A 25,571-nucleotide genomic window follows, 5' to 3' on the forward strand; every position below is an offset into this window, starting at 1 on the left:
AAACACTTGTAATTAGTTTATTAAGATTGCAAACCACCGAAATGGTTTAGTTATTGATAAGTCTGTGAATAAAAAGTCAATACAAAAATCCGAAGAGCCACAGCGGTATCTGACGTCCGTGTCCCACGGTAAGGTCATCGACCACAAAGTAAGTGCTCATGTCGCCACGCTTCCTCATGATGTCCGTCGCCTTGAGTGCATACTGCCCTTCGACAAGGAAGTCGGCGGCATTGCTCTCCGCAGCACATACGTCGTAGTATGGCGTGAGATGACTGAGGAGGAAGATCTTGCGCAAGTCATCCACCTGCGGTTCGTGCAGAGAGAGGGCTTGAGCGATGTTTGTGTTGTTGAGATAGAGACGATGTGGTTTCTTTGGGTACTCCTCACCCTGCTTGTAGAGCATGGTGATCATCCCGGCATCGGCGAGGTACTTGAGGTAGTTCATCACCGTGGCGCGCGAAGTCCCTATCTCCTTGCTCATCGTCGAGACATTTGCGGTATTCGTCGCACTCGAAGCAATGAGATAAAGCAGCTTGCGGAGCTTGTAGAGGTAGGCCGGCTCGATCTGATGGATGTATACCACATCGACCTCAAGGGTCATGTTCATCATCTTGACAAGTGTCTCGCCGAACGAAGCCTCATTCTCCTGAAAGAACGGATAGAAGCCCTGCTTGAGATAGTCGTTGAATGCCTCCGCAGGATGCTGCTCATTCACTATCGTCGACGCAATGTCTTCGTGGTGCATGAGGATATCCTTGAGCGTGTATGCGGGGTGCTCCACATTGTGCACGAAGCCGTAGTACTCTCTGAACGAAAAACCTCTCAGATCATACACCTTGATGAAGTCCGCTTCCTCCGACAGACTCATCACCGACGAAGCAGCCACGATGACCCTCAGAGTCGGGAAGTCTTCGTAACAACGGCGCAGCTCGGCAGACCAGTTAGGATACTTGAAGATCTGATCCAGAAGAAGGAGCTCCCCTCCCCTCTCAACGAAAGCACGCGCAAAGTCGTACAGCGTATGCTCGGAGAAGTAGAAGTGGTTGAGATTGGCATACAAGCACTCACTCGCTACGGGACGATAGTGCTCAGCCACATAATCCAACAGAAAAGACGTCTTACCGATACCTCTGGTACCCCTTACACAGATAAACCTGTGCGTAGGATCGATCTCATCCATGAGCGTACGTCGCACATGCTTGGAGCGGTGATCCAAAAGTCGTCTGTGTATCTTGTAAAATGCGTCCATTATAGGCTCTCGGTCCTCTTATGTTTTGGTTACGATTCGTTCATTGTTTCGAGCGAAATATATCCCACCCTAAGTGGTGAGAGCGGGATCTACCTACACCTTCTCAATTTCATCCCCAAAAGTAGGTATTATTTTTTAATTATGCAATCTCCACGTTACAATTTATCCATCATTTAACTAAACATTAAAACAACGCAACCCACTGATTACAAATTAATTCTTCAACCCTTTACACATTCCACACAAAGCTGTCTGCACTTAATTTCTACCTAATGGCTACCCTCGCTAACAAGAAGTAGGGATCCGGACACAAAAAGCGATGAAAGACAATTCGTCTCTACACAAAGATTCTCTTCACTTTTTACGACAGAAAGCATTCTGGCACGGGACAGAAAACATTCTGTCGCATCACAGAATACGTTCTGTCCACCTCCGGAATATCAAAACATGTCCGAGGTCCTTTGCTCAGTTAAGATTTTTTGTATCTTTGCCCACCGAAAACACGCTATCACAGCTAAGACTTTGGGGAGAGGACTGGGGAAGGGATTTTCAGTTCTTGTGAAGTTTTACCGAATACGTGTAATGCACAGATGTGGATGCTTGCATCCCGGTTTGGTCGTGGACATATCTCCATGACTGAAGACTGGTGTGTTCTGTGCGTCCGTGACTCGCTCACTTCTTTTATTAACTTTTATAATACAGTAAAACAAACATGAAACTGAACAGACTCCACCTTTCGCTACTCTCACTTGCGACTGTGGCATCGTTGGCACTATCTTCTTGCGGTGGCTCAACAACTCCCGACAACGGAAAGAAACAAACACCCGAAGACACAAAGAAAGAAAACCCCGACAACAATCCAAACACAGGCAACCTCCCTGCCCTTTCGGTAAGCATCGAGGGAGAGATCAACCCTACCACTTTCGTATCAGGACAGAAGGGATCGGTATCCTTCAACAGATTTCCTGCTTCGGTAGAAGAGTTCAAGCAAGTGCGCAACCAGATCGGCAAGACTCCTCACGGAGCAGCTGCACTCAACATCATGGCTCTTGAAATGTATCGTCGCAATGCCAACATCGGTATGCAGTGCCTCGAAATCATCGGCACAAAGAACTATGTCGCTCCAAAGGGTGCGCTCATGAACAAGCTCAAAGGTGGGGTCAAGAAGCCTTACCAATACGCTGCATACCTCGATGGCGCAAGATATGACAATGGCTACAAGCCTACCAAGCCTTACACCATCCGTGTCAAGGTGGATGAAGGTCGCCAATACGGAAAATCCGGCAACGACATCATCTACCTCAACCTCTACATCGTCAACAATGGTAGCGACAAGGATGCAATCATCAAGCTCACAAGACATGACGAAGAAAACATGGATCCAAAGAACGAGTACTTCCTCGTCTACATGTCGGATGCTTACTTTAATGTCCGCGACATCAAGTTTGACCAGACATTTGAAGGACTTGACTAATCCCTGAGACAAGGCCACACAAAACATAAAAAACTCCCTCTCGGTATCAGCTGTCAAGCCTCATTACCGAGAGGGAGTTTTTTATGTTCATCTATCGAGTTGTCTCCTCGAAGCTATATCAAGAAGCATATTTCGGCAAACAGAGGAGCGTCAGTCTTCGCCCTTGAGTGTGGGAAGCCCGAGGTGGTATTTGACCGCCAAGATACGGCAGAGGATGATACTCACTGCCGAGATGACCTGAGCCACACCTTGAGTAATACCGAGGTGAAACAACGCCGTGTACACAAGCCCCCCAAAGACACAGGCAAGGGCATAGAGATCTTTACGGAAGATGAGCGGTATCTCCTGCAAGAAGATGTCTCTGATCAACCCCCCAAACGATCCCGTGATCACCCCCATGATGATGGCGACCCACTCGGGATAACCTTGCGAAAAGGCCTTGTCCATACCGACGATGACAAAGAGTCCGAGACCGACGGCATCGAAGATGAACACCGTCGGACTCATACGGATAACGATCTTACGGAAGATGGCGACATACAGCAGGGCGATGAAGGTGATGATGACATAAGAAGACTGTGTGAGCCAGAAAGGGGTAAGCCCCAAGAGCAAGTCTCTGATCGTACCTCCGCCCACAGCTGTCGCAAGGCCGACGACATAAGCACCGAAGAGGTCTATCTTCTTGCTCGAAGCCAATCGGATACCGGAGACAGCAAAAGCAAAAGTCCCGAGATAGTCACATAGAGTAACGAAGTCTACCATAATAAAATAATATTGATGAGATCATGATATATGGACATCAGTACTGCTCACTCTCGTTGGGAAAGTCCAGAGTCTTGACATCGGAGACATAGCGGTTGATCGCATCCTTGATCTCCTCACCGAGATTGGCATACCTGCGTAAAAACTTAGGAGAGAAGCCCTGAGTGATCCCGAGCATATCCTGAAGGACAAGCACCTGTCCGTCCACCTTCCGGCCTGCACCTATACCGATGACAGGGATGGAGAGGGTCTTGGACACTTCTTCGGCGAGACTTGCAGGGATCTTCTCGAGCACGAGGGCACAGCAACCCAAGCTCTCCAGCAGGAGGGCATCCTCACGGAGTTTGCGAGCTTCGGCTTCGCCCTGAGCTCGGACGCCGTAGGAACCAAACTTATTGATCGACTGTGGCGTGAGACCAAGGTGAGCCATCACCGGGATACCGGCACTGAGGATGCGTTCGACAGATTCACGTATCTCTGCTCCGCCCTCCATCTTGAGACAGTCTGCACCGGTCTCTTTCATCACTCTGACTGCCGACTTGAGTGCCTCGATGGAGTCCCCCTGATATGTCCCGAAAGGGAGGTCGACCACGACAAAAGCCCTCTGTACACCCCTCACCACACACTGTGCGTGGTAGATCATCTGATCAAGGGTGATCGGTAGTGTTGTGGCATGCCCCGCCATGACATTGGCTGCCGAGTCTCCCACGAGGATAGCATCGACCATGGCAGCATCTGCCAGCCGAGCCATCGAGAAGTCATACGACGTGATCATCGAGATCTTCTCCTCCTTACGCTTCATCTCCAATAGTCTTGCCGTCGTGATCTTACACGTATCGGTACTTAGATAATTGCTCATTGTATTGTGTATAAGTGTTGTAAGTCATCAAAAAAACTCCCTAAGAGAGGACAAATATACGAAGACTATTACGAATGGGCAATGAGTAAAAACCCTGTCCTCCTAACCGCCACCCTCACATCACCTCCCTTACGATACGATGCACCGAAAGAGAAGACTAAGAGGCCTCAAAAAAGAAAAAGGGTCAGTATCCGAAATCAAGTCCGATACTGACCCTTCTGTATGAGGCACGGAGGAAGGATTACTTCTTCAAGCCAAGCTTGTTGCGTACGAGATCGGTAGCATCGATACCGGCTGAGCCGACATAAAGCATTGCTTGTGCATCAAGGATGTAAGCGAAACCATTTTCAGCACCGACCTTGTTGATGGCATCCTTGATCTTCTGTTGGATAGGAGCCATGAGCTTTTGGCTCTTGCTCTGAAGGTCTTCTTCCGCCACACGCAAAGTGTCTTGGATGCGCTGGTTGATGTCTTGGATCTCCTTTTGCTTAGCTGCCTTGATGGTCTCGATGTAAGTGTCTTGCTTCGCAACGTAGTCTTCATACTTCTTTTGGAGCTCTTGCTTCATGAGTTCGATAGACTCTTCGTACGTCTTTTGGAGCTTTTCGAGCTCTTTCTGCATTGCCTTTGTGTCCGGCATTTCGGCGAAGATCATCTGTGTGTTGACGACTGCCACCTTCTGTGCTTCTTGCGCGAAGACAAACGATGGAAGGATGAGGAGTACGAGTGCTAATAGATACTTTTTCATTTTCAATTCTTGTTTTTATTTGTGTTGTTAGTTAATTCTGTGTTGTTTATTCTCTGTAACCCAGCACGGCGAGGACATCATTGCTGATGTCGGCCTTGGGATCTGCGAAGATAATACCTGTGACGGAAGCTCTATCGAGCACCATGAGGTAACCTCTCCTTGCTGATATGAGCTTGACAGCCTCGTAGATATTGTCTTGGATGGGTTTGATAAGCTCTTCCTGCTTCTTGGCAAGTTCACCCTTGGGACCGAAGTACTTTTGCTGAAGCTGACGTACACGCTCTTCGACATTGACGATGGCATCCTCACGCTCGACCTTTGCCTGAGAGGAGAGGCGAGCCATGTCCTTCTGATAGCTGATGTACATCTTCTTCGCCTCTTCGCGGTAAGCGTTAATCTCCTTCTCCCACTTCTCAGTCATCTCCTTGAGTTGTTCGGTAGCCTTCTTGTAAGCCGGGAGCTTCGAAGAGAGATATTGCATATCTATGAGTGCGTAGTTGGCATTCTGTGCTTGGGCGACACCGAAGAGGGAGCCCATAAGTAGTGTGATAGTCAGTAGTAATCGTTTCATAATGACACTATGTTTTAGTTAGTTTGCACTGACCAAACGTAGCCGTTTGGCAACTATTATATCACTTGGTATCTTGTGTGTTAGAACTCTTGACCGATGACAAAGTGGAGGTTGCTACCACCTCTTTCGAAACCGTTGTTGGGCACATCAAAACCGTAACCCCAGTCGATACCCATGAGTCCGATCATCGGAAGGATGATACGCGCACCGACACCGACAGAGCGTTTGAGTTGGAATGGGTTGAAGTCTTTCAGGCGTGTCCAAGCATTACCGGCTTCGGCAAAGCCGAGAATCCAAATGGTAGTGCTATTTTCGAACACGAGAGGGTATCTCAACTCCATGCTGAGACGAGTGTACGAGTAAGCGGAGCCGGCGATGCTACCGTTCTTGTAACCACGGAGCCCGATGGTCTCATTGAGGTAACCTGACCCGTAGTAACCCGAAGTACCGTCGCCCCCGACAAAGAATGTACCGAACGGTGACTGCTTATTGGGATTGTATGACCCGATAAATCCGGCTTCTGCTCTTGTCATGAGCACCGGCACACGCTTATAAGTACGCTCGTCGATGAGTGGCAAGAAGGTCTGTCCTTTCACCTTGATCTTGTAGTACTCGATGAACCTGTTGCGCTTCTCGGGTGAGACGGTAGGATCGGAGTAGTCGATCTTATCGAAGAGTGAGTAAGGGGGGGTCGCTGCGAGGTTGAGCGAGAAGTTTGACCCACGACGAGTGTAGACGGGGTTGTCGATGGAGACACGAGCAATGTTGAAAGAGAGGTTGAGGTCGTTGGAGATACCGTTCTCAAGACCGAAGTTGAGGTAAGGCTGGTTCCAGTTTCTCATCCTGTAAACGGTATAGTTGAGACCGAGTTGAACCTGGAAGTTATCATCGGGCCACATGAGTCGCTTACCATAAGCGATGTTACCACCAAAGATATCGAGTGTACGATCGGGGTCGTAAGCACTCTCCAAGAGGGCCGAAGCATCGTAGCCATAACCGTACCCTCCATAGTTGTAACCACCGTACCCTCCATAACCATAAGCTCCCGGATAGCCTCCGTAGCCGTAACCGGGATACCCCCCATAGCCGTATCCTCCATACATCGGATCATAAGGAAGATTTTGGAGCTGAGACTGATAGAACTTATAGTTGATCTGGGTCTGGCGTGACCACCATGCAGAGATGCTGAACATATTGGGTCGCTTACCGCCGAACCATGGATCCATGAACTGAATACTATACGACTGGTAGTAGCGAGCATTGGTCTGCGCACTGAGTGTGAGAGTCTGCCCTTCACCCTGTGGAATGATCCCCTTGTAGGTCTTGGGGTTGAAGAGGTTCTTCATCGAGAAGTTGGTAAACTTCAATGCCGCACGGCCGATGAGACCGGTCTGGCTCCAGCCAAGAGAAAGCTCTACCTGGTCGTTACTCTTTGAGACAAGATCCCATTCGATGTCCACAGTACCGTTCTCTTGATTTGGGATGGGGTTAGGCACGATCTTTTCGTTGTCGAAGTGCTGCATCTGTGCCAACTGACGTATCGAACGAATGATATAATCCTTGCTGAAGAGCATACCGGGCTTGGTATAGAGTTCGCGACGGACGACATCTTCGTAAAGGCGATCACTACCATTGATGATGACCTTGTTGATCGTTGCAGGCTTGCCTTCGAATATGCGTATGTCAAGGGTGACCGAGTCGCCTGCGACCTCTGTCTCTATCGGTTGCATATTTGCAAAGAGATAGCCGTTGTTGGTATAGAGGTTACTGATCGCATCTTCATCCATATTGAGACGCGCCTCAAGCTTCTTCTGGTCGTAGACATCTCCACGCTTCATCCCGAAGAGGCGTTCGAGGGTCTCGGTGGTGTACTTCGTATTACCGACGAAGTTGATGTCTTTGATGTAATATCTCTTTCCCTCATCGATGGTGATGTCGATGTTGTATCTCTTGTCGTTGTGACGGTAAACGGTATCAGCAATGATCTCGGCATCCCTATAACCGTGCTGGTGATAGAGCGACAAAATGTTGTTCAGATCCTCCTGATAGTCTTTTTGGACAAACTTGCTCGAATTGAAGATCTCCAAGATACTGTTCCAGGGGTTACGCACAAGCGAAAAACGCTCGTTGGTCTTCTTCATCGCCTTGTGTAGCTGGAAGTCCGTAACATTTTTGTTGCCGATGAAGTTGATCTGATGCACCTTGGTCTTCGTATTCTTCTGCACGTCAAAGTCCAAGAGCACATACCCCTCACGGCTCGGATCGGGCGTCTCACGTGTATCGATCTTCACATTGCCGAATCCCTTCTCGTCGAAAAACCTTGAGATGACGATCTTAGCTCTGTCGATGATGTTTGGTGTGATGTGTGCACCTTGAGAGAGAGAAGCGAGTTGATTTTTCATCAAAGACTCTGCTTCACCCTTCTTCACCCCATTGATACGGAGTTCAGAGAGACGTGGACGCTCGACGATGTTGATGACGAGCCAAACATTGTCGCCTTCGATACGGCTTGCCTCTATACTCACTTCAGAGAAGAGTCCGTTGCGATTGTAATTATGTACCGCATTGGTGATCGCATCCCCGGGGATGTCGACACGCTGTCCTACTGCAAGACCCGACACGCTGATGACTATGGGGGCATCGTAGCTCTTGTTGCCTCGGACCTCGATACCCGCGATCATCTTATTGACAGGGTGAGCGTAAGAGATAGTCGGCACCTCTTTGGAAGGGGGCACGGTGTCCTTTGGAGCCTCTTGGGCCCACGCTGTTGTTGCCACAGTGCAGCAGAGCAACGCTCCCCATATCTTGCCGATCCCGGATGTATAATTACGTATCTTCATATTCTCTGTTTATTCTGATATCTGTTTCAGTTGTCTTATCTTTTGTCCGAACACTCCTCTCCGCAATAGTCTGCAGAAGCCATGACTTGCTCGCCTGTCTTGCCAAATCGACGCTGCCTGTGTCCATAATCCTCCAAAGCCTCCAAAAACTCGGTCTCCCCAAAGTCCGGCCAAAACACATCACAGAAATACAACTCCGTGTATGCGATCTGCCAAAGAAGGAAGTTGCTGATGCGACACTCTCCACCTGTGCGGATGAGCAGGTCAGGAGGAGGCAGATGAGCCGTGTACAGATGCGAAGAGATGAGGGTCTCATCTATATCATCGATGGCCAAAGTCCCATCAACCACTGCCTTTGTGATGCTCTGCACAGCCGAAGTGATCTCCGTGCGGCTCGAATAACTCAGTGCCAGCACGACAGTAAGTTTCGTGTTGTGCTTCGTCGCGTCTATCGCCTCTCGGAGCGTACCGAGTGCAAGTGGGGGCAGTTTGTCCAAGGCTCCTATCGCTTGCAAGCGTACACCATTGGCAGAGAGCTCCTCGACTTCATTTTTGATCGAAGTGATAAGGAGTGACATGAGTGCGTCGACCTCCTCCTGGGGTCTGTGCCAGTTCTCTTCCGAGAAGGTGTACAGAGTCAATACCTCTATCCCCTCTCGCACAGCGGTCTTGATGACCTTGCGCACGGGCTCGATGCCATGGATATGGCCATAGGCACGCTCTTTGGACTTCGATTGAGCCCAACGACCGTTTCCGTCCATGATGATCGCCACGTGACGAGGCACGAGGCTGAGGGATGCATCGGCAATCTGAGACATAGGCATTCTCGGCGGTTATTCTGTGATCGAGTTGATGATACCACCCGTGGTATCCAAAAATCCTTGCCAGAGATCCTTCGTAGGCACTCCGTCCACGACCCCACCGAGGAGGTAAAACTTAGGAGCTTTCTCAGTCCCTTCAAGGATACCCGACACCCCTACACGAGGCTTGAACTCCTGCCCGGGGTCTTGCTCCTTCGAGAGTTCTACCCATGTGAGACCTCTGTCCAAACTCTTGTACATCTTGCTTTGGACACCGACCTTGTCGTACTTACCACCTACGATGAAGATGCTGTTACCCTGCCTCAAGTAGAGTGCACCTTCCATAGGTGTACTGAATCCCTTGCCCGAGTAAGGCATCTTGCCCCATCTCAAACCATCGGAAGTAAAATAATTGGCATTCACGGCATTCCCGAGCTTATTCACACCACCGATGATGTTTGCATTGGTCTGTCCTGCCGTCTCATATAGATATATGTATGAGTTGCGCACAGGCATGGGAGGATCAAGCTCGCTGATTGCTTCGACCTTACCCCGAGAGACCTTGTATGTATGATACACATCAGGCGTATCAAGCGAATGCCCGATGGCTGCAAGGACAGTCCTCATATCATCTTCGGTCGAAATATCATAAAGAAGACCTGTGAGACGGACAGAGCCGGTCTCGATCTTCGCCCAATTGGCTATGCTGCTCTCTGCATGATGTAGAAAGCCCTCATCGTCGAGAGCCCAAAACTTACCCTGCTTGTCCTTGACGAGAGTCTTTGGGCGCAAACCCTCGGGATAGACACCCCTCATGAGCAAAAATTCCCCCTTGTCGAGGTCTTTCACCTGATAGAGATTTACCTTCTTGCCAAGTCGTGTCATCCAGCACTTTTCCCCTTCGATCGAGAAGATATGGCCATCCTCACTGGCTATCGGAAGCCCCGAAGCGACCTTCTTCCAAGTCAGCTTGTCAGGATTGTAACCATAGATCTGAAGACGCATCTTGTACACAATCGGATTGTAGCCCTTGCGTGAGACCTCGACAAGTAGTTTACCTCCAGACACATCTATCTTACCGGTGTCACGCACAGACCAGTCTATCGACTTCTTCGTGAGCTCATTGGTGATCCTCACCTTACTCTCGGTAGAGACTGCCATGTTGAGGTACGCAGAGTCGAATTTCGATTGATATGGATAAGGTCTCTCGTTGTATATGAGCTTCCTGATGTTGTCGATGTTGTAGGTCTCTGTGGGCAACTTTGAACCCTTGGGAAACCTGATCGATACCAATCCGGGGGTATGAAAGTCCGTCAAAGAAGGAGGCGCGGATATCGAACCACGATTCTCATTACAAGAAGTAAAAAGGGTGACAAAGCCGATGGCCGACGCCAAGAGTGTATATAGTTTATTCTTTATCATACATTACGTCCAAATTACACTACAATATCACAAATGTACACTTTTTTCACCGCTTATCGGCCGGTCTACCAAACAAAAACACTTTTTTGTTCTTTTTTGAATTTACAAAACAAGTAAAAACCACCCCTCAAATCCCTTTTCAGCCTTACTCAGAGCCCTATATACCTCCTCGAAACGGCCCAAAAGTCCCCACCCTGACATCGGCAGTCGTGGGTCCCCCCCCAAAAAAACATCTGACCTATCACATCATTTTGGATAGATCGACACATTTCCCCACATCATTACAAGAAGGCTGCCCATGAAGCATCTACAGCCTGACACAAACAACAAAGTCCCCGATAGGCAGTTCGCATCTATCGGAGACGTTGTCATTTTTTTCAAAGAAGCGAGCAGGACGGCTAAACTTCAGCGGTAAATGAATACTTGATACCCTCTCGGAAGGGGAAGAGGAGGGTTATCCCATGTCGATCGCAAAGGGCGTCGAGTCGCTCATCTTCTCGTGGCGAACCATTGAGATGCATGGGAGCGACATAACGACATGAGGTGATCTCCAAAAATTGGCTCAAGCCTTTGAGATAATCTTTCCCGAGACGGTAGTCTGTCGGGAACATCACAAGGTCGGGAGCTATCGGGAACTCTCCGAAAAGCTTGAGCTCATCGGCATAAGCACCTTCATACAGACCGATATAGTGAGCATCGGCCTCTTCGTTCCAGTGCCAGTTGTTGAGATCGCCGGCATGGAAGAGTTTGACGGGACGAGGTGCCGAAGGATCTTTGACTTCGACATAAAACGACCCTCCGATATCGGTGGATCCGTAAGCCCGACCGCTCACTCGCTCATCGATTTCGAAGTGCTCGGCAGTACTCACGAAGAGGACATCTTCAAGGTGTTCGTCGGGGACGACCGAAGCAACCTCGGTGTGGAATATATACTTCACCCTACGCCCACGTATGGGGAGGTCGAAGACCTTGTGCGAGTAGTGATCGCCATGCGAATGGGTACATACGATATAGAGCGGATCACCGTCCCTCTCCAGCAGGGAGGCGACCGGCGGACAGCCTGCGAAGTCTTTGTAGTAGTCAAAGAGGAGATAGCTCTCCCCTGTATCTACAAGGTAGGTGCTGTGCCCCAAGAATGTAAGTGTCATATCTCTTTCGGCTCAAGCTATACGGTTGATGATGCACTTCTGACACAAGGGGGTCTTCTCCACGACAAGTCGGATGGCTGCTTTCATCGCTTCGTAGGAGTCACCATAGAAGTACAGCGAGGTGTAGTACTCACCGTTGTAAAAGCCGTAGTAGAAGCCTTTGCCGTTCATGGCCTTTTCGAGAGCCTCAGCGACCTTCGTAATGTCCGAGCTCTTGTACACCTCTTGGGGCAGATCCACCGCATTAAGCGCGATCTCAAGCCCTTCGGCCTCACCGATTTCGATGACTTTATCGGCATCGGGGGTCGCACCGTGGTGGACGATCTTTGAGCCCTTGGGGAGGATGAGTTGCTCGGCAACGTACTTCAACAATCGCTCGGGAGCTTTCTTCTCCTTGGCAAATAGTGCAATGTCTATACTGCACGTCTCCACCGAACCATCCTTGGCAAGGGTATAAGTCCCGCTGTCCCCGACAAATCCGAGACGCTCCTCCTCGAGCATCATGTCGATGACATCCTCCACAGCGGCACGGGTCTCATCATCGAGTTTGGCATTGAGGATGAGGGTATGGAGGGTGTATTCCTCATCGGTGATTGCGTTGGTATTCAGGTCTTTTTCGGGAATCATTGTAGTCATGCGTGAGTGTGGTCTAACGGTTTGTTCGGTGTGTCAGTCCGAGGACAATCCTCGAACCTGAGTCATACAACCGCCAAAATTACGCTTAATAACTCGTTTCATCAAATCAGGCAACCTTCGTTATCAAGTTATATGACTTTTTCACGGACTGCGTGCCCCACGGCGAGGATGACAGATTCAGGTCACACCTTGAAAGCAGGACAAACAGCACCAAGGAGAGTGTAAATCACTGATGATCAGAGCTCATTCCCTACAGCACAATCCTTTCCCTTCGAGTCTGTCACTCTCACAGACGCAGGTCAGGTAAAAAGTTCTTGCAGTATGCGAGGAGATTTGAGCTGTGACACCCCGGGGAAGTGGTGATCGAAATACTGAAGAAGGAGAGCAAGGAGTTTGTTGCGTCCGTTGCGATCGATGACAAGTCCCTCTTGACGGGGCATGGTAAGCATCTTGTGCAGGAGGTACGACACCTCGGAGCGTTCGGTCTCATGACGTCCGACGGCAGGTCTGAACCTCCCCTCTTCGCAGCAGAGGACATCTCCCCTCCGATAACCCTCGACATCGGGCATGATCCCAAGCCTCCAGCTCAACGCACCCAAGAAATACAGATGAAAGGAAGCCATCGACCGGGCATCGACATCTTCCATCCGGCGGATCTCGTCGGTGACAAAGGCAAAAAGCTGTGGATCGCAGTCGCTCGAGCGCAGGATGCGATCCAGGAGTTCGGCCACGAAGAGGGCTATGGCATTCGCAATGGGATCGACGGATGGGCGCATCGGCGTATGCAGTATGGAGGCTTCACGTATGCGCTGGATGTCCTTATTGGGACGGTGATCCGTCGTGATCTGCACCACACTGAGGGGCAAAAAAAGAGCTCTCAACCCTCCGGATTTACGTCCGGAGGATCGAGAGACCAAGTAAGATGTGGAGCCAAACCGCTCCGTATAAGTATGTACTATGCAGTTGGTGTCTGAGTAGCGCACCGCTTTAAGAACCACGGCAGAGGTATCCGTCAGCATAGCAACAAGTAGCGTTTGAGCGTCGCTTGAGAGATCAGACCGCTGCAAGGACAGCCACGAGGAGATCCCAAGTCTTTGCAACAGTAGGGATGTTGACCTTTTCGTCGGGGGAGTGTGGGTGTGCGATGGTAGGACCGAAGGAGATCATCTCCATGTCGGGCATCACACCTTGAATGATACCGCACTCCAGACCGGCATGCATGACTTTGACGGCAGGACGCACCTTGTAAAGTTTTTCGTAAGTATCGCACATCACCTCGAGGATGTATGAGTGTGCGTTGGGTTGCCAGCCATTGTATGGCGCATCGAAGTCCACCTTCGCACCGATGAGGGCAAAAGCACTCTCGATGGACGAAGCCACCATGTACTTACGTGTCTCGGACGAACTACGAGTGAGGAACTTCACCTCGAGAGCACCATCTCTGAGCTTCACGAATGCAAGGCTCGAAGACGCCTCGACCGTACCGGGGAAGTCAGACAGATAGGTGATGACACCGTTCTGACAAGCCTCGATGGCATGGATGACATTGTTGCTGATGGCATCGGGGACGATCGTCTTAGGCATCTCGTGCTCTTCGGCAACGAACTTGATACCTTCCTCTATGCCGGCATATTCTTTATTGTAGAGATCTTCGAAGTCGCTGACCATCTCCCAGAGTGCACTTGCATTCTCCTTCTGAACAGTGATGAGTGCTGTCGCCTCACGAGGGATGGCATTGCGGAGCGAGCCACCCTCAGCCCAAGCGACACAGATAGAGAGTTCTTCGACAGCTTTCTTCAAAAATCTGAACATCATCTTATTCGCATTCCCTCTGCCCAAGTGGATGTCTACACCGGAGTGACCACCCTTGAGCCCCGAGAGCTTGAGCAGGACAGCCACATCGCCTTCAGGAGCAGGCTCTTCATCCTTATAGCCGAGAGAGACATTGATGTCCACACCACCGGCACAGCCGATGAATAGTTCGCCCTCCTCTTCGGAGTCGAGATTGAGGAGGATGTCACCCTTGGAGAAACCCGGTTTGAGACCGAAAGCTCCGACCATACCGACTTCCTCGTCGATGGTAAAGAGTGCTTCGAGCGGACCGTGCACGAGGCTCTTATCTGCCATCACAGCAAGTGCCATGGCAGCACCGATACCATTGTCTGCACCGAGGGTTGTTTCCTTTGCCTTCACCCAGTCGCCATCGATCCAAGGCTGTATGGGATCTTTGGAGAAGTCATGAGTGACATGGCTATTCTTTTGAGGGACCATATCCAAGTGTGATTGCAGGGTGACGATCTTACGACCCTCCATGCCCGGAGTGGCAGGCTTGCGGATGAGGACATTACCGACTTCGTCCGTCAAGGTCTCGAGTCCGAGTTCCTTACCTACACGTTCGACATAAGCGCATACTTCCTTGACCTGACCTGTAGGACGAGGTATCTGTGTAAGGTCATAGAAGTAGCTCCATACGGACTTAGGATTTAGATCTTTGATTGCTTGTGACATGGTTTTTTGTTCGTTAAATATTTGTTTGTGGATGTCATTGAGACAAGGACTTACATATTCGAAGCCCTATCTTCCGCTAAGATACTTATTTTCTTATTATTCGCCCTCATCCGCACCGAATATTTTTGCCTTGCACATCGTCCCCGATCGGCAGGCTTACCGAAGGAGGTAAAAAAAAGGATGGTCAAAGATGAAGTAACCCCTCACCGTCCTTCCACCCATAAATGACTCATCCCCTACCGTGCACCAAGGAGTGTCACGGTGGGGGATGAGCTTTTTTATCCATACAGGTAAGGCGATCGCCTACTCACGCTATCTGTCCGTCAGAACAGATAGGCAAGGGAAAAAGTGATGTTGCGGAAATAGAACTTATCGTTCTTTTCGAAGTAACTGCTCAAGGGATAAAAGAGACTGTGACCCACATCGAATGAGAGTCGCAGACGCTTGGAGATGTCGCCATCTATACCAGCCACACCACCTATATCTTGGCGGGGAGACGAGCCGAAGACGTACGGATGCCTCTGAAGGAGAGCATCCTGAAGGCCGAAGTTGGGTCTATTGCCACCCGAGCCCGGAGCGTAGTCCGGCAGGAGATTCTGAGGAATAGCCTGACCGGCTCCACCGAGGGCATAGCCCACGTACATACCGATCCTCGGAGTGACTCTCACGCCATCCGTCATCTCGAAGGCATAGCCGACAGAGAGCGGGAGTTCGAGATAATAGAGCCGAAAGTCGTACGATTCGAGCCCTCTGTATACGGTGTTTTCTCTACGATTTTGGATCGAAAGCCCTTTGTTGACATAGTTCAGTTCGCCATGCAGGACGATACCGGTGTGAAACTGATACTCAACCAACACCCCGGCGGTCAGGGACACCGCCCCCTTGTGCTTTATCTCCGTAGACGTATCCGAATGACCCACACCCAGATGCACACCCTTGCGCCACTGTCCGAAAGCCGTACCGCATGCCATGGCGACGAGCACGACCGTCATTATAATCTGTCTCATAGTCGGTAAACTTTTTGTTCGGATTTGAATTCAAGGTGCAATGATACGCATTTTTTCAATATCACACGACGACATCTCCTACCCTCCGAACGTTTTATAGCAAAAGAAATGTCGGCATCGGAGGAGAGATTGTACAACAAAAAATTGAAGAGTGAGAAAAAAGTGGTATTTTTGGATGATTAACACTTTGGAATTGAGATAAGATGCGGACGATCGTCAGGATTTTGTTGTTGGGGCTGATGTGCTCCCTGCTCGCTTTGGACGGAGATGCCTTTGGGAGAGATGCCAAGGGGCGTTTTGTCGTTGTCATCGACCCCGGACACGGCGGGCATGACAGTGGCGCACTGGGACGAAAGATCTATGAAAAGACGGTGACCCTCAATGTCGCCCTCAAGGTAGGAGAGTACATCAAGTCTTTGGATCCGAGTATCATCGTCCACTACACACGTCGCAAAGATGTCTTCATCGGACTCAATGAGCGTGCGGACTTCGCAAACAACAAGAAGGCCGATCTCTTCGTCTCCATCCATGCCAATTCGGCAGGACTCAAAAACCCCAAAGCCAAAGGCACAGAGACCTATGTCCTCGGTCTCGCTCGCACAGCCGAAAACCTCGCCGTGGCAATGAAGGAGAATGCCGCGATCCTCAAGGAGGACAACTATACACAGAAGTATGAGGGCTTCGACCCGAACTCGACCGAGTCCTACATCATCTTCGAATTCATGCAAAACAAGCACCTCGAAAGCAGCCTCGACCTCGCACAGCGTGTACACAAGGGGCTTGTGGGCAGAGGGTTTCACAATCGGGGTGTGAGGCAAGCCGGATTTCTCGTACTCCGCCGGACTTCCATGCCGAGTATCCTCATCGAGCTGGGGTTCGTGACCAACCCTTCGGACGAAGCCTACATGGGGTCTGCCAAGGGGGTAGATGAGATGGGGCGCAGCATCGCCGGAGCCATTGTGGCGTATGCGGAGAAGATCTGCTCCAGAGATGGTTCGGCCGGGGCTCGTCAGACGCGTCCTACCTCAGTAGAAGAGCCCCCCACGGTAGTGGAAGAAGCACCGACTCCTGTCGAGACGAACGAGATCGAAACACCCACCCCTCCTACCCCGACAGCCGTCGAGACAAAAGGCAAGGTCACCTATCGGGTGCAGGTCTATGCCAGTGACAAACCTGTAAAAAACACAGCAAAGACTTTCAAGGGGTACCAAAAGCATCTCAACCACTTCAAGGAGGGTAAGATGCACAAGTACACGCTCTACGATGTGGGGACACTGAAAGAGGCGCAGAAGCTCCAAAAAGAGTTGAATAAGAAGTACAAGGGTTGTTTTGTTGTAAAATTTATCGACGGAAAGAAAGCATAGTTGTATCTTTGTGACACATAAAAACAGATAATACACTTATTTACAATAGGATTTTAGGATATGCCGACCACTAACGCTAAGAGAAAAAAGCTCTTTTCCATAGGCCTCACGGCCCTGATGGCGCTGTTGATGTTTTACTTTGGGTTCAACTTCTTGAAAGGGACCAACATCTTCGAGCGCACCAATGTCTATTATGTCACCTTCGAGCATCTGAAGGATGTGACCAAGTCCACACCCGTATCCATGGATGGCTACCGTGTCGGTCTTGTACGCAGTCTGCACTTCGACTACGAGCACCTCAAGGGTGTCACAGCGGAGCTCGCCTTGGACAAAAACATCAAGATACCCAAGGGCAGTAAGGTCATCATCAAGGGCAACCCCCTAAGCGGAGCAGAGCTCTCGATCGCCAAGCCAAAGACCTACACCGCCTTCCACACCCCCGGGGACTCTCTCATGGCCTTTTCGAGTGGAGACCTCATGTCTCAGGTCTCTGACGACCTTCTGCCTGCCATCGCAGGTCTGCTCAGCAAAATGGACACGATGCTCTACAACTTCGACAAGGTCATCAACAATCCCCATATCCATACCGCATTCAGAGAGATCGCAGAGGCTTCCGAAAACCTCAGCGCGTCCACCCGCACCCTTCGCAACATGATGACCACCAAGGTGCCCGGGATCATGAATGAAGTCGAGGTGATGAGCAAGAACTTCAGCTCCATCTCCACAAAGGTCAACAATATGGCTCTCGACAGCACTGTCATGAGACTCAACCGCGTCCTCTCCGACACCGAAGGCATGACGAAGCGTCTCAACTCCAAGGACAACACCCTCGGACTTCTGCTCAACGACAAAGCCCTCTTCGAGAGCATCTACAAGACGACACGTTCGGCAGACACACTGCTCATGGACTTGAAGAAAAATCCTAAACGATACGTACACTTCTCGATCTTCTGATCCTGAGAGATAGGCAACGACAACAATCCCCCAAGAGGCTCAATGGTCTTCTTGGGGGATTGTTGTTTCAGGCTTTCACATTGCTCGTTGCAGGAGGTCGGATCATGGCACATTCTGTCCGGTGACAGAATATCTTCCGGCAAGGGACAGCACACCGTCTGTCGTGGGGCAGGATGGATTCTGTTGCACTTTTATTGCGATCACCACACCCAAGGCGGTATCTCCATGACAAGAGAGTCCGGGAATAGGAGCGAAAAGGGCAGAGCGGTCGTTGGTGTTATACGATTTATAACTATATTTGTGAGACGTAGGAAATTCATTACAATCCAAAATAACAAACAAAAAAAGTCCTCAAGATCGTTATGAAAAGAGACGAAAGAATCTTTGCCCTCATCCAAGAGGAGCACGAGAGACAACGCAAAGGGATCGAGCTCATCGCTTCGGAAAACTTTGTCAGTGATCAAGTCATGGAAGCCATGGGCAGCTGCTTTACCAACAAGTACGCCGAGGGTTATCCCGGACGCAGATATTACGGTGGTTGCGAAGTCGTAGACCAAGCCGAACAGCTTGCGATCGATCGTATCAAGCAACTTTATGGTGCAGAGTGGGCCAACGTACAGCCTCACTCAGGTGCTCAGGCAAACATGGCGGTACTACTCACAGTACTCAAGCCCGGCGACACATTCCTCGGTCTCAACCTCGCTCATGGTGGTCACCTCTCTCACGGTTCGGCTGTCAACAGCTCGGGCATCTTGTACAACCCCATCGCATACAATGTCAAGGAAGATACAGGTCGTGTAGACTACGATGAGATGGAACGCCTTGCACTCGAACACAAGCCCAAACTCATCATCGCAGGTGGTTCGGCTTACTCTCGTGAGTGGGAATACCAACGCATGCGTGACATCGCAGACAAGATCGGTGCGCTCCTCATGGTGGATATGGCTCACCCTGCAGGTCTCGTGGCAGCAGGTCTCCTCGACAACCCGGTGAAGTATGCTCACATCGTCACTTCGACCACACACAAGACTCTACGTGGTCCTCGTGGTGGTATCATCCTCCTCGGCAAGGACTTCGAAAACCCTTGGGGACTCAAGACACCAAAGGGGGTACTCAAGACCATGGGACAGCTCCTCGACTCTGCAGTCTTCCCGGGTGTACAGGGTGGTCCGCTTGAACACGTGATCGCTGCCAAGGCTGTCGCTTTCGGCGAAGCTCTTGACCCATCATTCAAGGTGTACCAACAGCTTGTCAAGGACAATGCTCAGGCCATGGCGAAGGCGTTCATCGAGCTTGGTTATAAGATCATCTCCGATGGTACAGACAACCACAGTATGCTCGTGGATCTCCGTCCTAAGTTCCCCGAACTCACAGGTAAGGTCGCTGAGAACAGCCTCGTACGTGCGGACATCACCATCAACAAGAACATGGTGCCATTCGACACCCGTTCGGCATTCCAGACTTCGGGCTTCCGTGTAGGTACGCCGGCGATCTCTACAAGAGGTGTACAACCTTCGGAAATGAAGGCCATCGTCACCCTCATCGACCGTGTCCTCTCTGCTCCTGAAGACGAAGCTGTCATCACAGCTGTACGCAAGGAGGTCAACGAGATGATGTCCGAACGTCCTATCTTCGCGTGGTAATCCCTCACCGAAGGACATAAAAAAGAAGAGCGGCTAAGCACCCATCGGGGTACTTAGCCGCTCTTTTATTGGCGGAAGGCGTATAAGCCTTATTGCAACGCTTCGTTGACGTCGATGCCGAGGGCATCTGCCACACCCTTACCATAAGCAGGATCTGCCTTGTAACAGTTGGAGATGTGACGTAGCTTGATCACCTTGGGGATGTCTCCCATCGAGCGAGCAGTGTTGTCGAAGAGGACTTGCTGTTGCTCAGGCGACATGAGGTCGAAGAGGGCCTTGACCTGTGAATAGTAGTCACTGTCGTCTTCTCTGAAGTCCCACTGATAAGCAGCTCCATCGAGCTCGAGAGGTGGTTCCTTGTACTCGTTCTGATCTTGCCAGTGACCATAGCCGTTGGGCTCATAACCGAGGCGCGAACCGTAGTTGCCATCGACCCTCATAGCACCATCACGATGGTACATATTGAGGAATGGGCAACGGCTCTTGTTGACAGGGATCTGGTGGTGGTTCACACCGAGGCGGTAACGCTGGGTGTCTCCGTAAGAGAAGAGACGTCCTTGAAGCATACGGTCGGGTGAGAAGCTGATACCGGGCACGACATTGGCAGGGTTGAATGCAGCCTGCTCGACATCTGCGAAGTAGTTTTCAGGATTGCGGTTGAGCTCCATGACACCCACTTCCATGAGCGGAAACTCCTTCTGTGACCACACCTTCGTCAAGTCGAATGGGTTGAAAGGCATCTGCTTAGCCTGCTCTTCGGTCATGATCTGGATCTTGAGTGTCCAGCGAGGGAAGTCGCCGCGCTCGATGCTTTCGTAGAGGTCTCTCTGATGACTCTCACGGTCCTTGCCCACGATGGCTTCTGCCTCAGCATCGGTGAGGTTCTTGATCCCTTGTTGAGTGTGGAGGTGGAACTTCACCCAGTGTCTCACACCCTCAGCATTGATGAACGAGAACGTGTGGCTACCATAGCCGTGCATATGACGGTAGCTCGCAGGGATACCACGATCACTCATCGTGATGGTCACCTGATGAAGAGCTTCGGGGAGGAGCGTCCAGAAGTCCCAGTTGTTCTGAGCACTTCTCATGTTGGTGCGAGGATCACGCTTGACGGCGTGGTTGAGGTCGGGGAACTTGAGAGGGTCTCTCAAGAAGAACACCGGAGTGTTATTTCCGACCAAGTCCCAGTTGCCCTCCTCGGTGTAAAACTTGATGGCAAAGCCACGGATGTCGCGTTCGGCATCGGCAGCACCACGCTCACCGGCTACGGTAGAGAAGCGGACAAAAAGTTCAGTCTTCTTACCTATCTCCGAGAATATGGCTGCCTTCGTGTACTTTGTGATGTCGTGAGTGACAGTGAAAGTACCGAACGCTCCCGATCCTTTGGCGTGCATACGGCGTTCGGGGATAACTTCGCGATCGAAGTGGGCGAGTTTTTCGAGGAACCAGATGTCTTGGAGCAACATCGGGCCACGCTTGCCGGCTGTCGCGACATTCTGGTTGTCAGCCACGGGAGCACCCGCAGCTGTTGTCAGTTTGTTCTTTTGTTCCATCGTTTTCAGTATTAAGTTAATAAAATATCAGGTACGGACACAAAAAGGCGTCAGACCAACTCTCTTTCACAAGCTGTTACGAAGAGCCTTGATCCTTTCAATGTAGGCGTCAAGCCTCTGCTTGTCTTCGTCGGAGAGGATACCGGTCTTGGACTTCATTGTATCTACCTGTTTTACATCGGACAGATTGAGACACCCTTTCATCCTTTTGAATATTGCCCCTGTGCGCACCTTATAAGTCGCAAAAAGAACAAGATGAGGAGGAAGTGTTGCAGGGAGTTTCTTGGAGGCTTCGATCCATACCTTGCTCGGGCTCTGATTGACGACGAACCAGCCGGTCGTCCAGCTCCCAAGCAACAAAAGATCGGAGTCTCGGAGCTGTTCTTCCTTGAAGTCGGAGATCGGTCCATAACTCACATTGACACCCTTGCTCCACAAGTACATAGCCATTGCTCGTGCCCATCCTGCCGTGCGTCCTTTCTTACTCTGGTACAGTATTGTTGCCTTCATATTTTGTTGTATTTATGTATGCTTTTTACAAATGTACCGAAAGATCGCATCACTGACAATCGACTATCTTTATATCGATATAGAACACGCCTATATCCACGTCTTCACTCATTCACTCTCATAGAGTTACAATCATTTCTCTATCGCAGCGATGCCCGGAAGCACCTTGCCTTCGATCGCTTCGAGGAGGGCACCGCCACCGGTGGAGACATAGGAGACCTTGTCGGCAAGATGATACTTGTTGACACAAGCGACGGAGTCTCCGCCACCGACGAGGGAGAACGCTCCCGCCTTTGTCGCTTCGGCGATTGCCTTACCCACGGCTTCGGAGCCATGCCCGAAGTTGTCAAACTCGAACACGCCCGTAGGGCCGTTCCAGAGGATCGTCTTGGAGCCCTTGATCACCTCGCTGAACATCTCTATCGTCTTGGGGCCGATGTCCATACCCTCCCAGCCGTCGGGGATGTCGTTCGATGGCACGAACTGTGTATTCGCATCGTTGCTGAACTTATCCGCCACCTTGCTGTCCACAGCGATGTATAGCTTCACGCCACGCTCCTCAGCCTTCTTGATGATGTCGAGAGCGAGATCGAGCTTGTCGTTCTCAACGATGGAGACACCGATCTTGCCTCCACGGGCTTTGGAGAAGGTATAAGTCATACCGCCCGTGAGGATGAGGTTGTCCACCTTGGTGAGGAGGTTCTCGATGATGTCGATCTTGCTCGACACCTTGGAGCCCCCCATGATCGCTGTAAATGGGCGTCGGATGTCGCTCATCACCTTCTTTACCGCCTCGACCTCCTTACCCATGAGGTAGCCGAACATCTTGTGATCCTTGTCGAAATAATCCGCCATCAGTGCTGTCGAAGCGTGTGCACGGTGCGCTGTACCGAAAGCATCATTGACATACACGTCGGCAAGGTCGGCGAGCTTCTTGGTGAAGACCTTCTGCGACTCCTTCACGGCCTTCTTTGCAGCAGCCTTCTCCTCCTCGCTCGCATCTTCGGCAAGACCACGAGGCTTGCCCTCCTCTTCGGCATAGAAGCGGAGATTTTCGAGCAACAATGCCTCTCCATCCTTCAGCTCGGCAGCCATACGGACAGCCTCCTCACCCACACAGTCGGGCGCAAACTTCACCTCCACGCCCAGAGCCTTGGAGATCTGATCCTTGATGTGAGCGAGCGAATACTTGTCCTCCACACCCTTTGGACGACCGAGGTGCGATCCGAGGATGAGTCTGCCACCATCGCCCAAGATCTTGTGGAGCGTGGGCAGAGCCGCACGGATGCGGGTGTCGTCGGTGATGTTGAACTTGTCATCGAGGGGGACATTGAAGTCCACACGGACAAAGGTGCGTAGACCTTTGAAATTGAAGTTATCGATATTTGCCATAATCTGGATATTTTGTGTTTTTATTCTGATGATCACGAAAAGTGCTATCTACAAATGTAACCAATACTTTCGAGACCTGCTCCACTTTTGGGGGAGAAAAAGCCTGCCCCTCGATCCGCACCTACGAGAGAAGTCCACCGGGGTCAAAAAAAGTCGTTAGACTCGATGACGAAAGTCGTTAGATTCGATCACGAAAGTCGTTAAACTTGATTTTGACCCTCCAACGACTTTGCGAGCGACCTCCGACCTGTCACACCGGAAGTCATCCGCACTTCGCCTCCCATCGGGAACAGAGAACCCCATGGTAAGGCGTATAGACATAACTGAGAACTGCCTCTGTCGACAGCTATCGGCATGAAAAACAACGCTCAGTTAAAAATTTATGTAGTTTGTATTGCAAAGTACAAAAAATTATATACCTTTGTGGCAAGTAAGGAACTGAACAACACATCACAGTGAATACTAAACACCATCTAAACGACTGATAATGAATGAAGCAGTAGAAAAAGTGAAGTCCCAGATGCGAAAGGGGATCTTGGAGTACTGCATACTCCTGATCCTTCACCGCAAAGAGGCGTACAGCACCGACATCATCAACGCACTCAAGCAAAATGAGTTGATTGTGGTCGAAGGCACGCTCTATCCCCTCCTCTCACGTCTCAAGACGGCAGGACTTCTCTCGTACACATGGGTGGAGAGCACACAGGGGCCACCCCGTAAGTATTACAAGATCACGGAGAAGGGCGAGGAGTTTCTCTCCGAACTACACTCCGCATGGCACGAGATACGCAACACCGTGGATCTCCTCATGCAAGGTATCCCTCAAGACGAAAACACACCCACCGATAATGTTGAAAATATCATCGCTTTATGAAGAAAACGATTACGATAAATCTTGCCAACCGTGTCTTCCAGATCGAAGAAGACGCATACATGATGCTTGAGCAATATCTCAACGGGTTGAGAGCCTACTTCAAGCGTACCGATCCCGATGGAGAGATCACCGACGATATCGAAAACCGCATCAGCGAACTCTTTGCCGAAAAGAAACGCCTCGGTCATGAGGTCATCACCGTAGACATCACTTCGGAGGTCATCCACCGCATGGGAGACATGAGCGACTTCATCGACACCGACGAAGAGACCTCGAGCACTGCAGGAACGACCTATACCGAGACAACCTCGGAGCCGGAGCGTGAGAAGGTCCAAAGGAAGTTTTACCGCGACATCTCGAACAAATGGGTGGCAGGGGTACTGTCAGGACTTGCGGCATATGTCAATATCGATGTATGGGTATTGAGACTTGTGTTCATATTCCTGCTCTTCACACCGATCACGCTCTTCTTGATCGTCTTCTACATCGCCTGCGCCATCTTTATCGACCCTGCGATCACCGTCAATCAGCGACTTGAGATGAAGGGCGAGGCCGTCTCCCCCGATGCGATATGGAAAAAGATCTCGGAGGAGTCCAAGGACTTCGGCGACAAGATCTCCGATGGCTTCTCTAAAGTGCGCACGAAGTACAATCTGGGCTACGAAAAGAGTGAGACGACAGCCGAGAAGAAGCCCAAAAGATCTTGGACAAGCTGGCTTTGGGGGATCCTCGGGATCATCATCGCACTTGCACTATGCTTCGGCTTCCTCTATCTCATTTCGCCGGACTTGGTGGAAGGCTTCAGGGCAGGCTATTACAGCATCGATGATCCCGAGCATATCTTAGAGAGCATCGCTTACATGTTTGCGGGAGGGTTGGGGCTCTTGAGCATCGTCATCATACCGCTCATGATCCTCTGTGGGATCCTGTTCTTCTTACTCGGTCTGGCGATCTTGATCGTGCCCATAGGTGTGATCCTCAAGACTCCATTCCACATCATCATCAAGATCCTCCTCATCATAGGATGGTTCATGCTGTTCTTCTACGTCTTGTCATAAGCAAAAGAAACATAGGACTAAGATTAATATTTCTCTAACAGAGACCTGTTGTCAGGTCAGAACATTGTACTTTTTTCTCCGAGATGGTTGGGATAACCGTCTCGGAGTTTTTTTACGAGGATTAGGAACTATTAGTGGAAGGGGGGTTAGGTAGCGGGAGAGGTAAGTAAATGGAAATGAAGCTGATTTGCGCCACATA

General features: G+C 50.5%; 22 protein-coding genes. 6 read left to right on the top strand and 16 right to left on the bottom strand.

Going from position 1 to position 25,571, the window contains the following annotated elements:
• Positions 1-76: 76 nt before the first annotated feature.
• Complete coding sequence (locus tag EL262_RS06115; RefSeq protein ID WP_025837503.1) at positions 77-1,249, bottom strand: AAA family ATPase; 1,173 nt, start codon at positions 1,247-1,249, stop codon at positions 77-79.
• 712 nt (positions 1,250-1,961) lie between these two features.
• On the opposite strand from EL262_RS06115, the gene EL262_RS06120 reads away from it, so the two are divergent.
• The gene (locus EL262_RS06120) at positions 1,962-2,723 is read left to right on the top strand and encodes a DUF6935 domain-containing protein (RefSeq protein WP_025837502.1); all 762 of its coding nucleotides are present in this window, start codon (positions 1,962-1,964) and stop codon (positions 2,721-2,723) included.
• 150 nt (positions 2,724-2,873) lie between these two features.
• On the opposite strand, the gene EL262_RS06125 is transcribed toward EL262_RS06120, so the two are convergent.
• The 12 genes from EL262_RS06125 to EL262_RS06180 all read right to left on the bottom strand — a co-directional run bounded on the left by EL262_RS06125 (position 2,874) and on the right by EL262_RS06180 (position 16,024).
• On the bottom strand, positions 2,874-3,485 hold the full coding sequence (locus tag EL262_RS06125; RefSeq protein ID WP_036847722.1) for a trimeric intracellular cation channel family protein: 612 nt from the start codon (positions 3,483-3,485) through the stop codon (positions 2,874-2,876).
• A 37-nt stretch (positions 3,486-3,522) separates the two neighbouring features.
• Positions 3,523-4,344 carry a 3-methyl-2-oxobutanoate hydroxymethyltransferase gene (panB, locus tag EL262_RS06130; RefSeq protein ID WP_025837500.1) on the bottom strand — a complete coding sequence of 274 codons (822 nt, stop codon included), beginning with the start codon at positions 4,342-4,344 and terminating at the stop codon, positions 3,523-3,525.
• Between the two features lie 241 nt (positions 4,345-4,585).
• The gene (locus EL262_RS06135; RefSeq protein ID WP_025837497.1) at positions 4,586-5,092 is read right to left on the bottom strand and encodes an OmpH/Skp family outer membrane protein; all 507 of its coding nucleotides are present in this window, start codon (positions 5,090-5,092) and stop codon (positions 4,586-4,588) included.
• 46 nt (positions 5,093-5,138) lie between these two features.
• Positions 5,139-5,663, bottom strand: a complete 525-nt coding sequence (locus EL262_RS06140; protein WP_025837495.1) for an OmpH/Skp family outer membrane protein — start codon at positions 5,661-5,663, stop codon at positions 5,139-5,141.
• 80 nt (positions 5,664-5,743) lie between these two features.
• A complete protein-coding gene (locus EL262_RS06145) occupies positions 5,744-8,503 on the bottom strand; it encodes a BamA/OMP85 family outer membrane protein (RefSeq protein ID WP_025837492.1) in 2,760 nt (919 codons plus the stop codon).
• Between the two features lie 35 nt (positions 8,504-8,538).
• Positions 8,539-9,321: an isoprenyl transferase gene (locus EL262_RS06150; RefSeq protein ID WP_025837491.1), complete on the bottom strand. Its 783-nt coding sequence runs from the start codon at positions 9,319-9,321 to the stop codon at positions 8,539-8,541.
• A 15-nt stretch (positions 9,322-9,336) separates the two neighbouring features.
• On the bottom strand, positions 9,337-10,725 hold the full coding sequence (locus tag EL262_RS06155; RefSeq protein WP_078735702.1) for a DUF6242 domain-containing protein: 1,389 nt from the start codon (positions 10,723-10,725) through the stop codon (positions 9,337-9,339).
• A gap of 398 nt (positions 10,726-11,123) precedes the next feature.
• A complete protein-coding gene (locus EL262_RS06160) occupies positions 11,124-11,873 on the bottom strand; it encodes an MBL fold metallo-hydrolase (RefSeq protein WP_025837487.1) in 750 nt (249 codons plus the stop codon).
• Positions 11,874-11,885: 12 nt separating this feature from the next.
• Positions 11,886-12,509 carry a hypothetical protein gene (locus EL262_RS06165; protein WP_126464379.1) on the bottom strand — a complete coding sequence of 208 codons (624 nt, stop codon included), beginning with the start codon at positions 12,507-12,509 and terminating at the stop codon, positions 11,886-11,888.
• 299 nt (positions 12,510-12,808) lie between these two features.
• A complete protein-coding gene (gene recO, locus EL262_RS06170; protein WP_025837484.1) occupies positions 12,809-13,528 on the bottom strand; it encodes a DNA repair protein RecO in 720 nt (239 codons plus the stop codon).
• Positions 13,529-13,562: 34 nt separating this feature from the next.
• Complete coding sequence (locus EL262_RS06175; RefSeq protein ID WP_025837482.1) at positions 13,563-15,017, bottom strand: aminoacyl-histidine dipeptidase; 1,455 nt, start codon at positions 15,015-15,017, stop codon at positions 13,563-13,565.
• A gap of 323 nt (positions 15,018-15,340) precedes the next feature.
• A complete protein-coding gene (locus EL262_RS06180; RefSeq protein WP_078735701.1) occupies positions 15,341-16,024 on the bottom strand; it encodes a porin family protein in 684 nt (227 codons plus the stop codon).
• 203 nt (positions 16,025-16,227) lie between these two features.
• On the opposite strand from EL262_RS06180, the gene EL262_RS06185 reads away from it, so the two are divergent.
• From EL262_RS06185 to glyA, 3 genes are all read left to right on the top strand, one after another.
• Entirely contained in the window at positions 16,228-17,388 is a 1,161-nt protein-coding gene (locus tag EL262_RS06185; protein ID WP_126464380.1) for an N-acetylmuramoyl-L-alanine amidase family protein, read from the top strand.
• Positions 17,389-17,448: 60 nt separating this feature from the next.
• Positions 17,449-18,342: an MlaD family protein gene (locus EL262_RS06190; RefSeq protein WP_036850588.1), complete on the top strand. Its 894-nt coding sequence runs from the start codon at positions 17,449-17,451 to the stop codon at positions 18,340-18,342.
• Between the two features lie 362 nt (positions 18,343-18,704).
• The gene (glyA, locus tag EL262_RS06195; RefSeq protein WP_025837471.1) at positions 18,705-19,985 is read left to right on the top strand and encodes a serine hydroxymethyltransferase; all 1,281 of its coding nucleotides are present in this window, start codon (positions 18,705-18,707) and stop codon (positions 19,983-19,985) included.
• A gap of 89 nt (positions 19,986-20,074) precedes the next feature.
• On the opposite strand, the gene EL262_RS06200 is transcribed toward glyA, so the two are convergent.
• The 3 genes from EL262_RS06200 to EL262_RS06210 form a co-directional block, all read right to left on the bottom strand.
• Positions 20,075-21,538 carry a catalase gene (locus EL262_RS06200; RefSeq protein ID WP_025837470.1) on the bottom strand — a complete coding sequence of 488 codons (1,464 nt, stop codon included), beginning with the start codon at positions 21,536-21,538 and terminating at the stop codon, positions 20,075-20,077.
• Between the two features lie 66 nt (positions 21,539-21,604).
• Positions 21,605-22,048 (bottom strand): flavodoxin family protein, encoded by a 444-nt coding sequence (locus tag EL262_RS06205; RefSeq protein ID WP_025837469.1) that lies wholly within the window; start codon positions 22,046-22,048, stop codon positions 21,605-21,607.
• 132 nt (positions 22,049-22,180) lie between these two features.
• Positions 22,181-23,440, bottom strand: a complete 1,260-nt coding sequence (locus EL262_RS06210; protein ID WP_036850594.1) for a phosphoglycerate kinase — start codon at positions 23,438-23,440, stop codon at positions 22,181-22,183.
• A gap of 487 nt (positions 23,441-23,927) precedes the next feature.
• On the opposite strand from EL262_RS06210, the gene EL262_RS06215 reads away from it, so the two are divergent.
• On the top strand, positions 23,928-24,314 hold the full coding sequence (locus EL262_RS06215; protein WP_025837467.1) for a PadR family transcriptional regulator: 387 nt from the start codon (positions 23,928-23,930) through the stop codon (positions 24,312-24,314).
• Positions 24,311-25,372: a PspC domain-containing protein gene (locus EL262_RS06220; protein WP_025837465.1), complete on the top strand. Its 1,062-nt coding sequence runs from the start codon at positions 24,311-24,313 to the stop codon at positions 25,370-25,372. Before EL262_RS06215 ends, EL262_RS06220 begins: the two co-directional genes overlap by 4 nt.
• Positions 25,373-25,571 lie beyond the last annotated feature (199 nt).

It is taken from the genome of Porphyromonas cangingivalis (genome assembly GCF_900638305.1).
In the GTDB taxonomy this organism is placed as follows: Bacteria; Bacteroidota; Bacteroidia; order Bacteroidales; family Porphyromonadaceae; genus Porphyromonas_A; species Porphyromonas_A cangingivalis.

Bases quoted from the DNA above. Each gene is read 5' to 3' on its own strand.
- EL262_RS06115 (WP_025837503.1), bottom strand. From the start codon at position 1,249: ATGGACGCATTTTACAAGATACACAGACGACTTTTGGATCACCGCTCC.
- EL262_RS06120 (WP_025837502.1), top strand. From the start codon at position 1,962: ATGAAACTGAACAGACTCCACCTTTCGCTACTCTCACTTGCGACTGTG.
- EL262_RS06125 (WP_036847722.1), bottom strand. From the start codon at position 3,485: ATGGTAGACTTCGTTACTCTATGTGACTATCTCGGGACTTTTGCTTTT.
- panB (WP_025837500.1), bottom strand. From the start codon at position 4,344: ATGAGCAATTATCTAAGTACCGATACGTGTAAGATCACGACGGCAAGA.
- EL262_RS06135 (WP_025837497.1), bottom strand. From the start codon at position 5,092: ATGAAAAAGTATCTATTAGCACTCGTACTCCTCATCCTTCCATCGTTT.
- EL262_RS06140 (WP_025837495.1), bottom strand. From the start codon at position 5,663: ATGAAACGATTACTACTGACTATCACACTACTTATGGGCTCCCTCTTC.
- EL262_RS06145 (WP_025837492.1), bottom strand. From the start codon at position 8,503: ATGAAGATACGTAATTATACATCCGGGATCGGCAAGATATGGGGAGCG.
- EL262_RS06150 (WP_025837491.1), bottom strand. From the start codon at position 9,321: ATGTCTCAGATTGCCGATGCATCCCTCAGCCTCGTGCCTCGTCACGTG.
- EL262_RS06155 (WP_078735702.1), bottom strand. From the start codon at position 10,725: ATGATAAAGAATAAACTATATACACTCTTGGCGTCGGCCATCGGCTTT.
- EL262_RS06160 (WP_025837487.1), bottom strand. From the start codon at position 11,873: ATGACACTTACATTCTTGGGGCACAGCACCTACCTTGTAGATACAGGG.
- EL262_RS06165 (WP_126464379.1), bottom strand. From the start codon at position 12,509: ATGACTACAATGATTCCCGAAAAAGACCTGAATACCAACGCAATCACC.
- recO (WP_025837484.1), bottom strand. From the start codon at position 13,528: ATGCTGACGGATACCTCTGCCGTGGTTCTTAAAGCGGTGCGCTACTCA.
- EL262_RS06175 (WP_025837482.1), bottom strand. From the start codon at position 15,017: ATGTCACAAGCAATCAAAGATCTAAATCCTAAGTCCGTATGGAGCTAC.
- EL262_RS06180 (WP_078735701.1), bottom strand. From the start codon at position 16,024: ATGAGACAGATTATAATGACGGTCGTGCTCGTCGCCATGGCATGCGGT.
- EL262_RS06185 (WP_126464380.1), top strand. From the start codon at position 16,228: ATGCGGACGATCGTCAGGATTTTGTTGTTGGGGCTGATGTGCTCCCTG.
- EL262_RS06190 (WP_036850588.1), top strand. From the start codon at position 17,449: ATGCCGACCACTAACGCTAAGAGAAAAAAGCTCTTTTCCATAGGCCTC.
- glyA (WP_025837471.1), top strand. From the start codon at position 18,705: ATGAAAAGAGACGAAAGAATCTTTGCCCTCATCCAAGAGGAGCACGAG.
- EL262_RS06200 (WP_025837470.1), bottom strand. From the start codon at position 21,538: ATGGAACAAAAGAACAAACTGACAACAGCTGCGGGTGCTCCCGTGGCT.
- EL262_RS06205 (WP_025837469.1), bottom strand. From the start codon at position 22,048: ATGAAGGCAACAATACTGTACCAGAGTAAGAAAGGACGCACGGCAGGA.
- EL262_RS06210 (WP_036850594.1), bottom strand. From the start codon at position 23,440: ATGGCAAATATCGATAACTTCAATTTCAAAGGTCTACGCACCTTTGTC.
- EL262_RS06215 (WP_025837467.1), top strand. From the start codon at position 23,928: ATGAATGAAGCAGTAGAAAAAGTGAAGTCCCAGATGCGAAAGGGGATC.
- EL262_RS06220 (WP_025837465.1), top strand. From the start codon at position 24,311: ATGAAGAAAACGATTACGATAAATCTTGCCAACCGTGTCTTCCAGATC.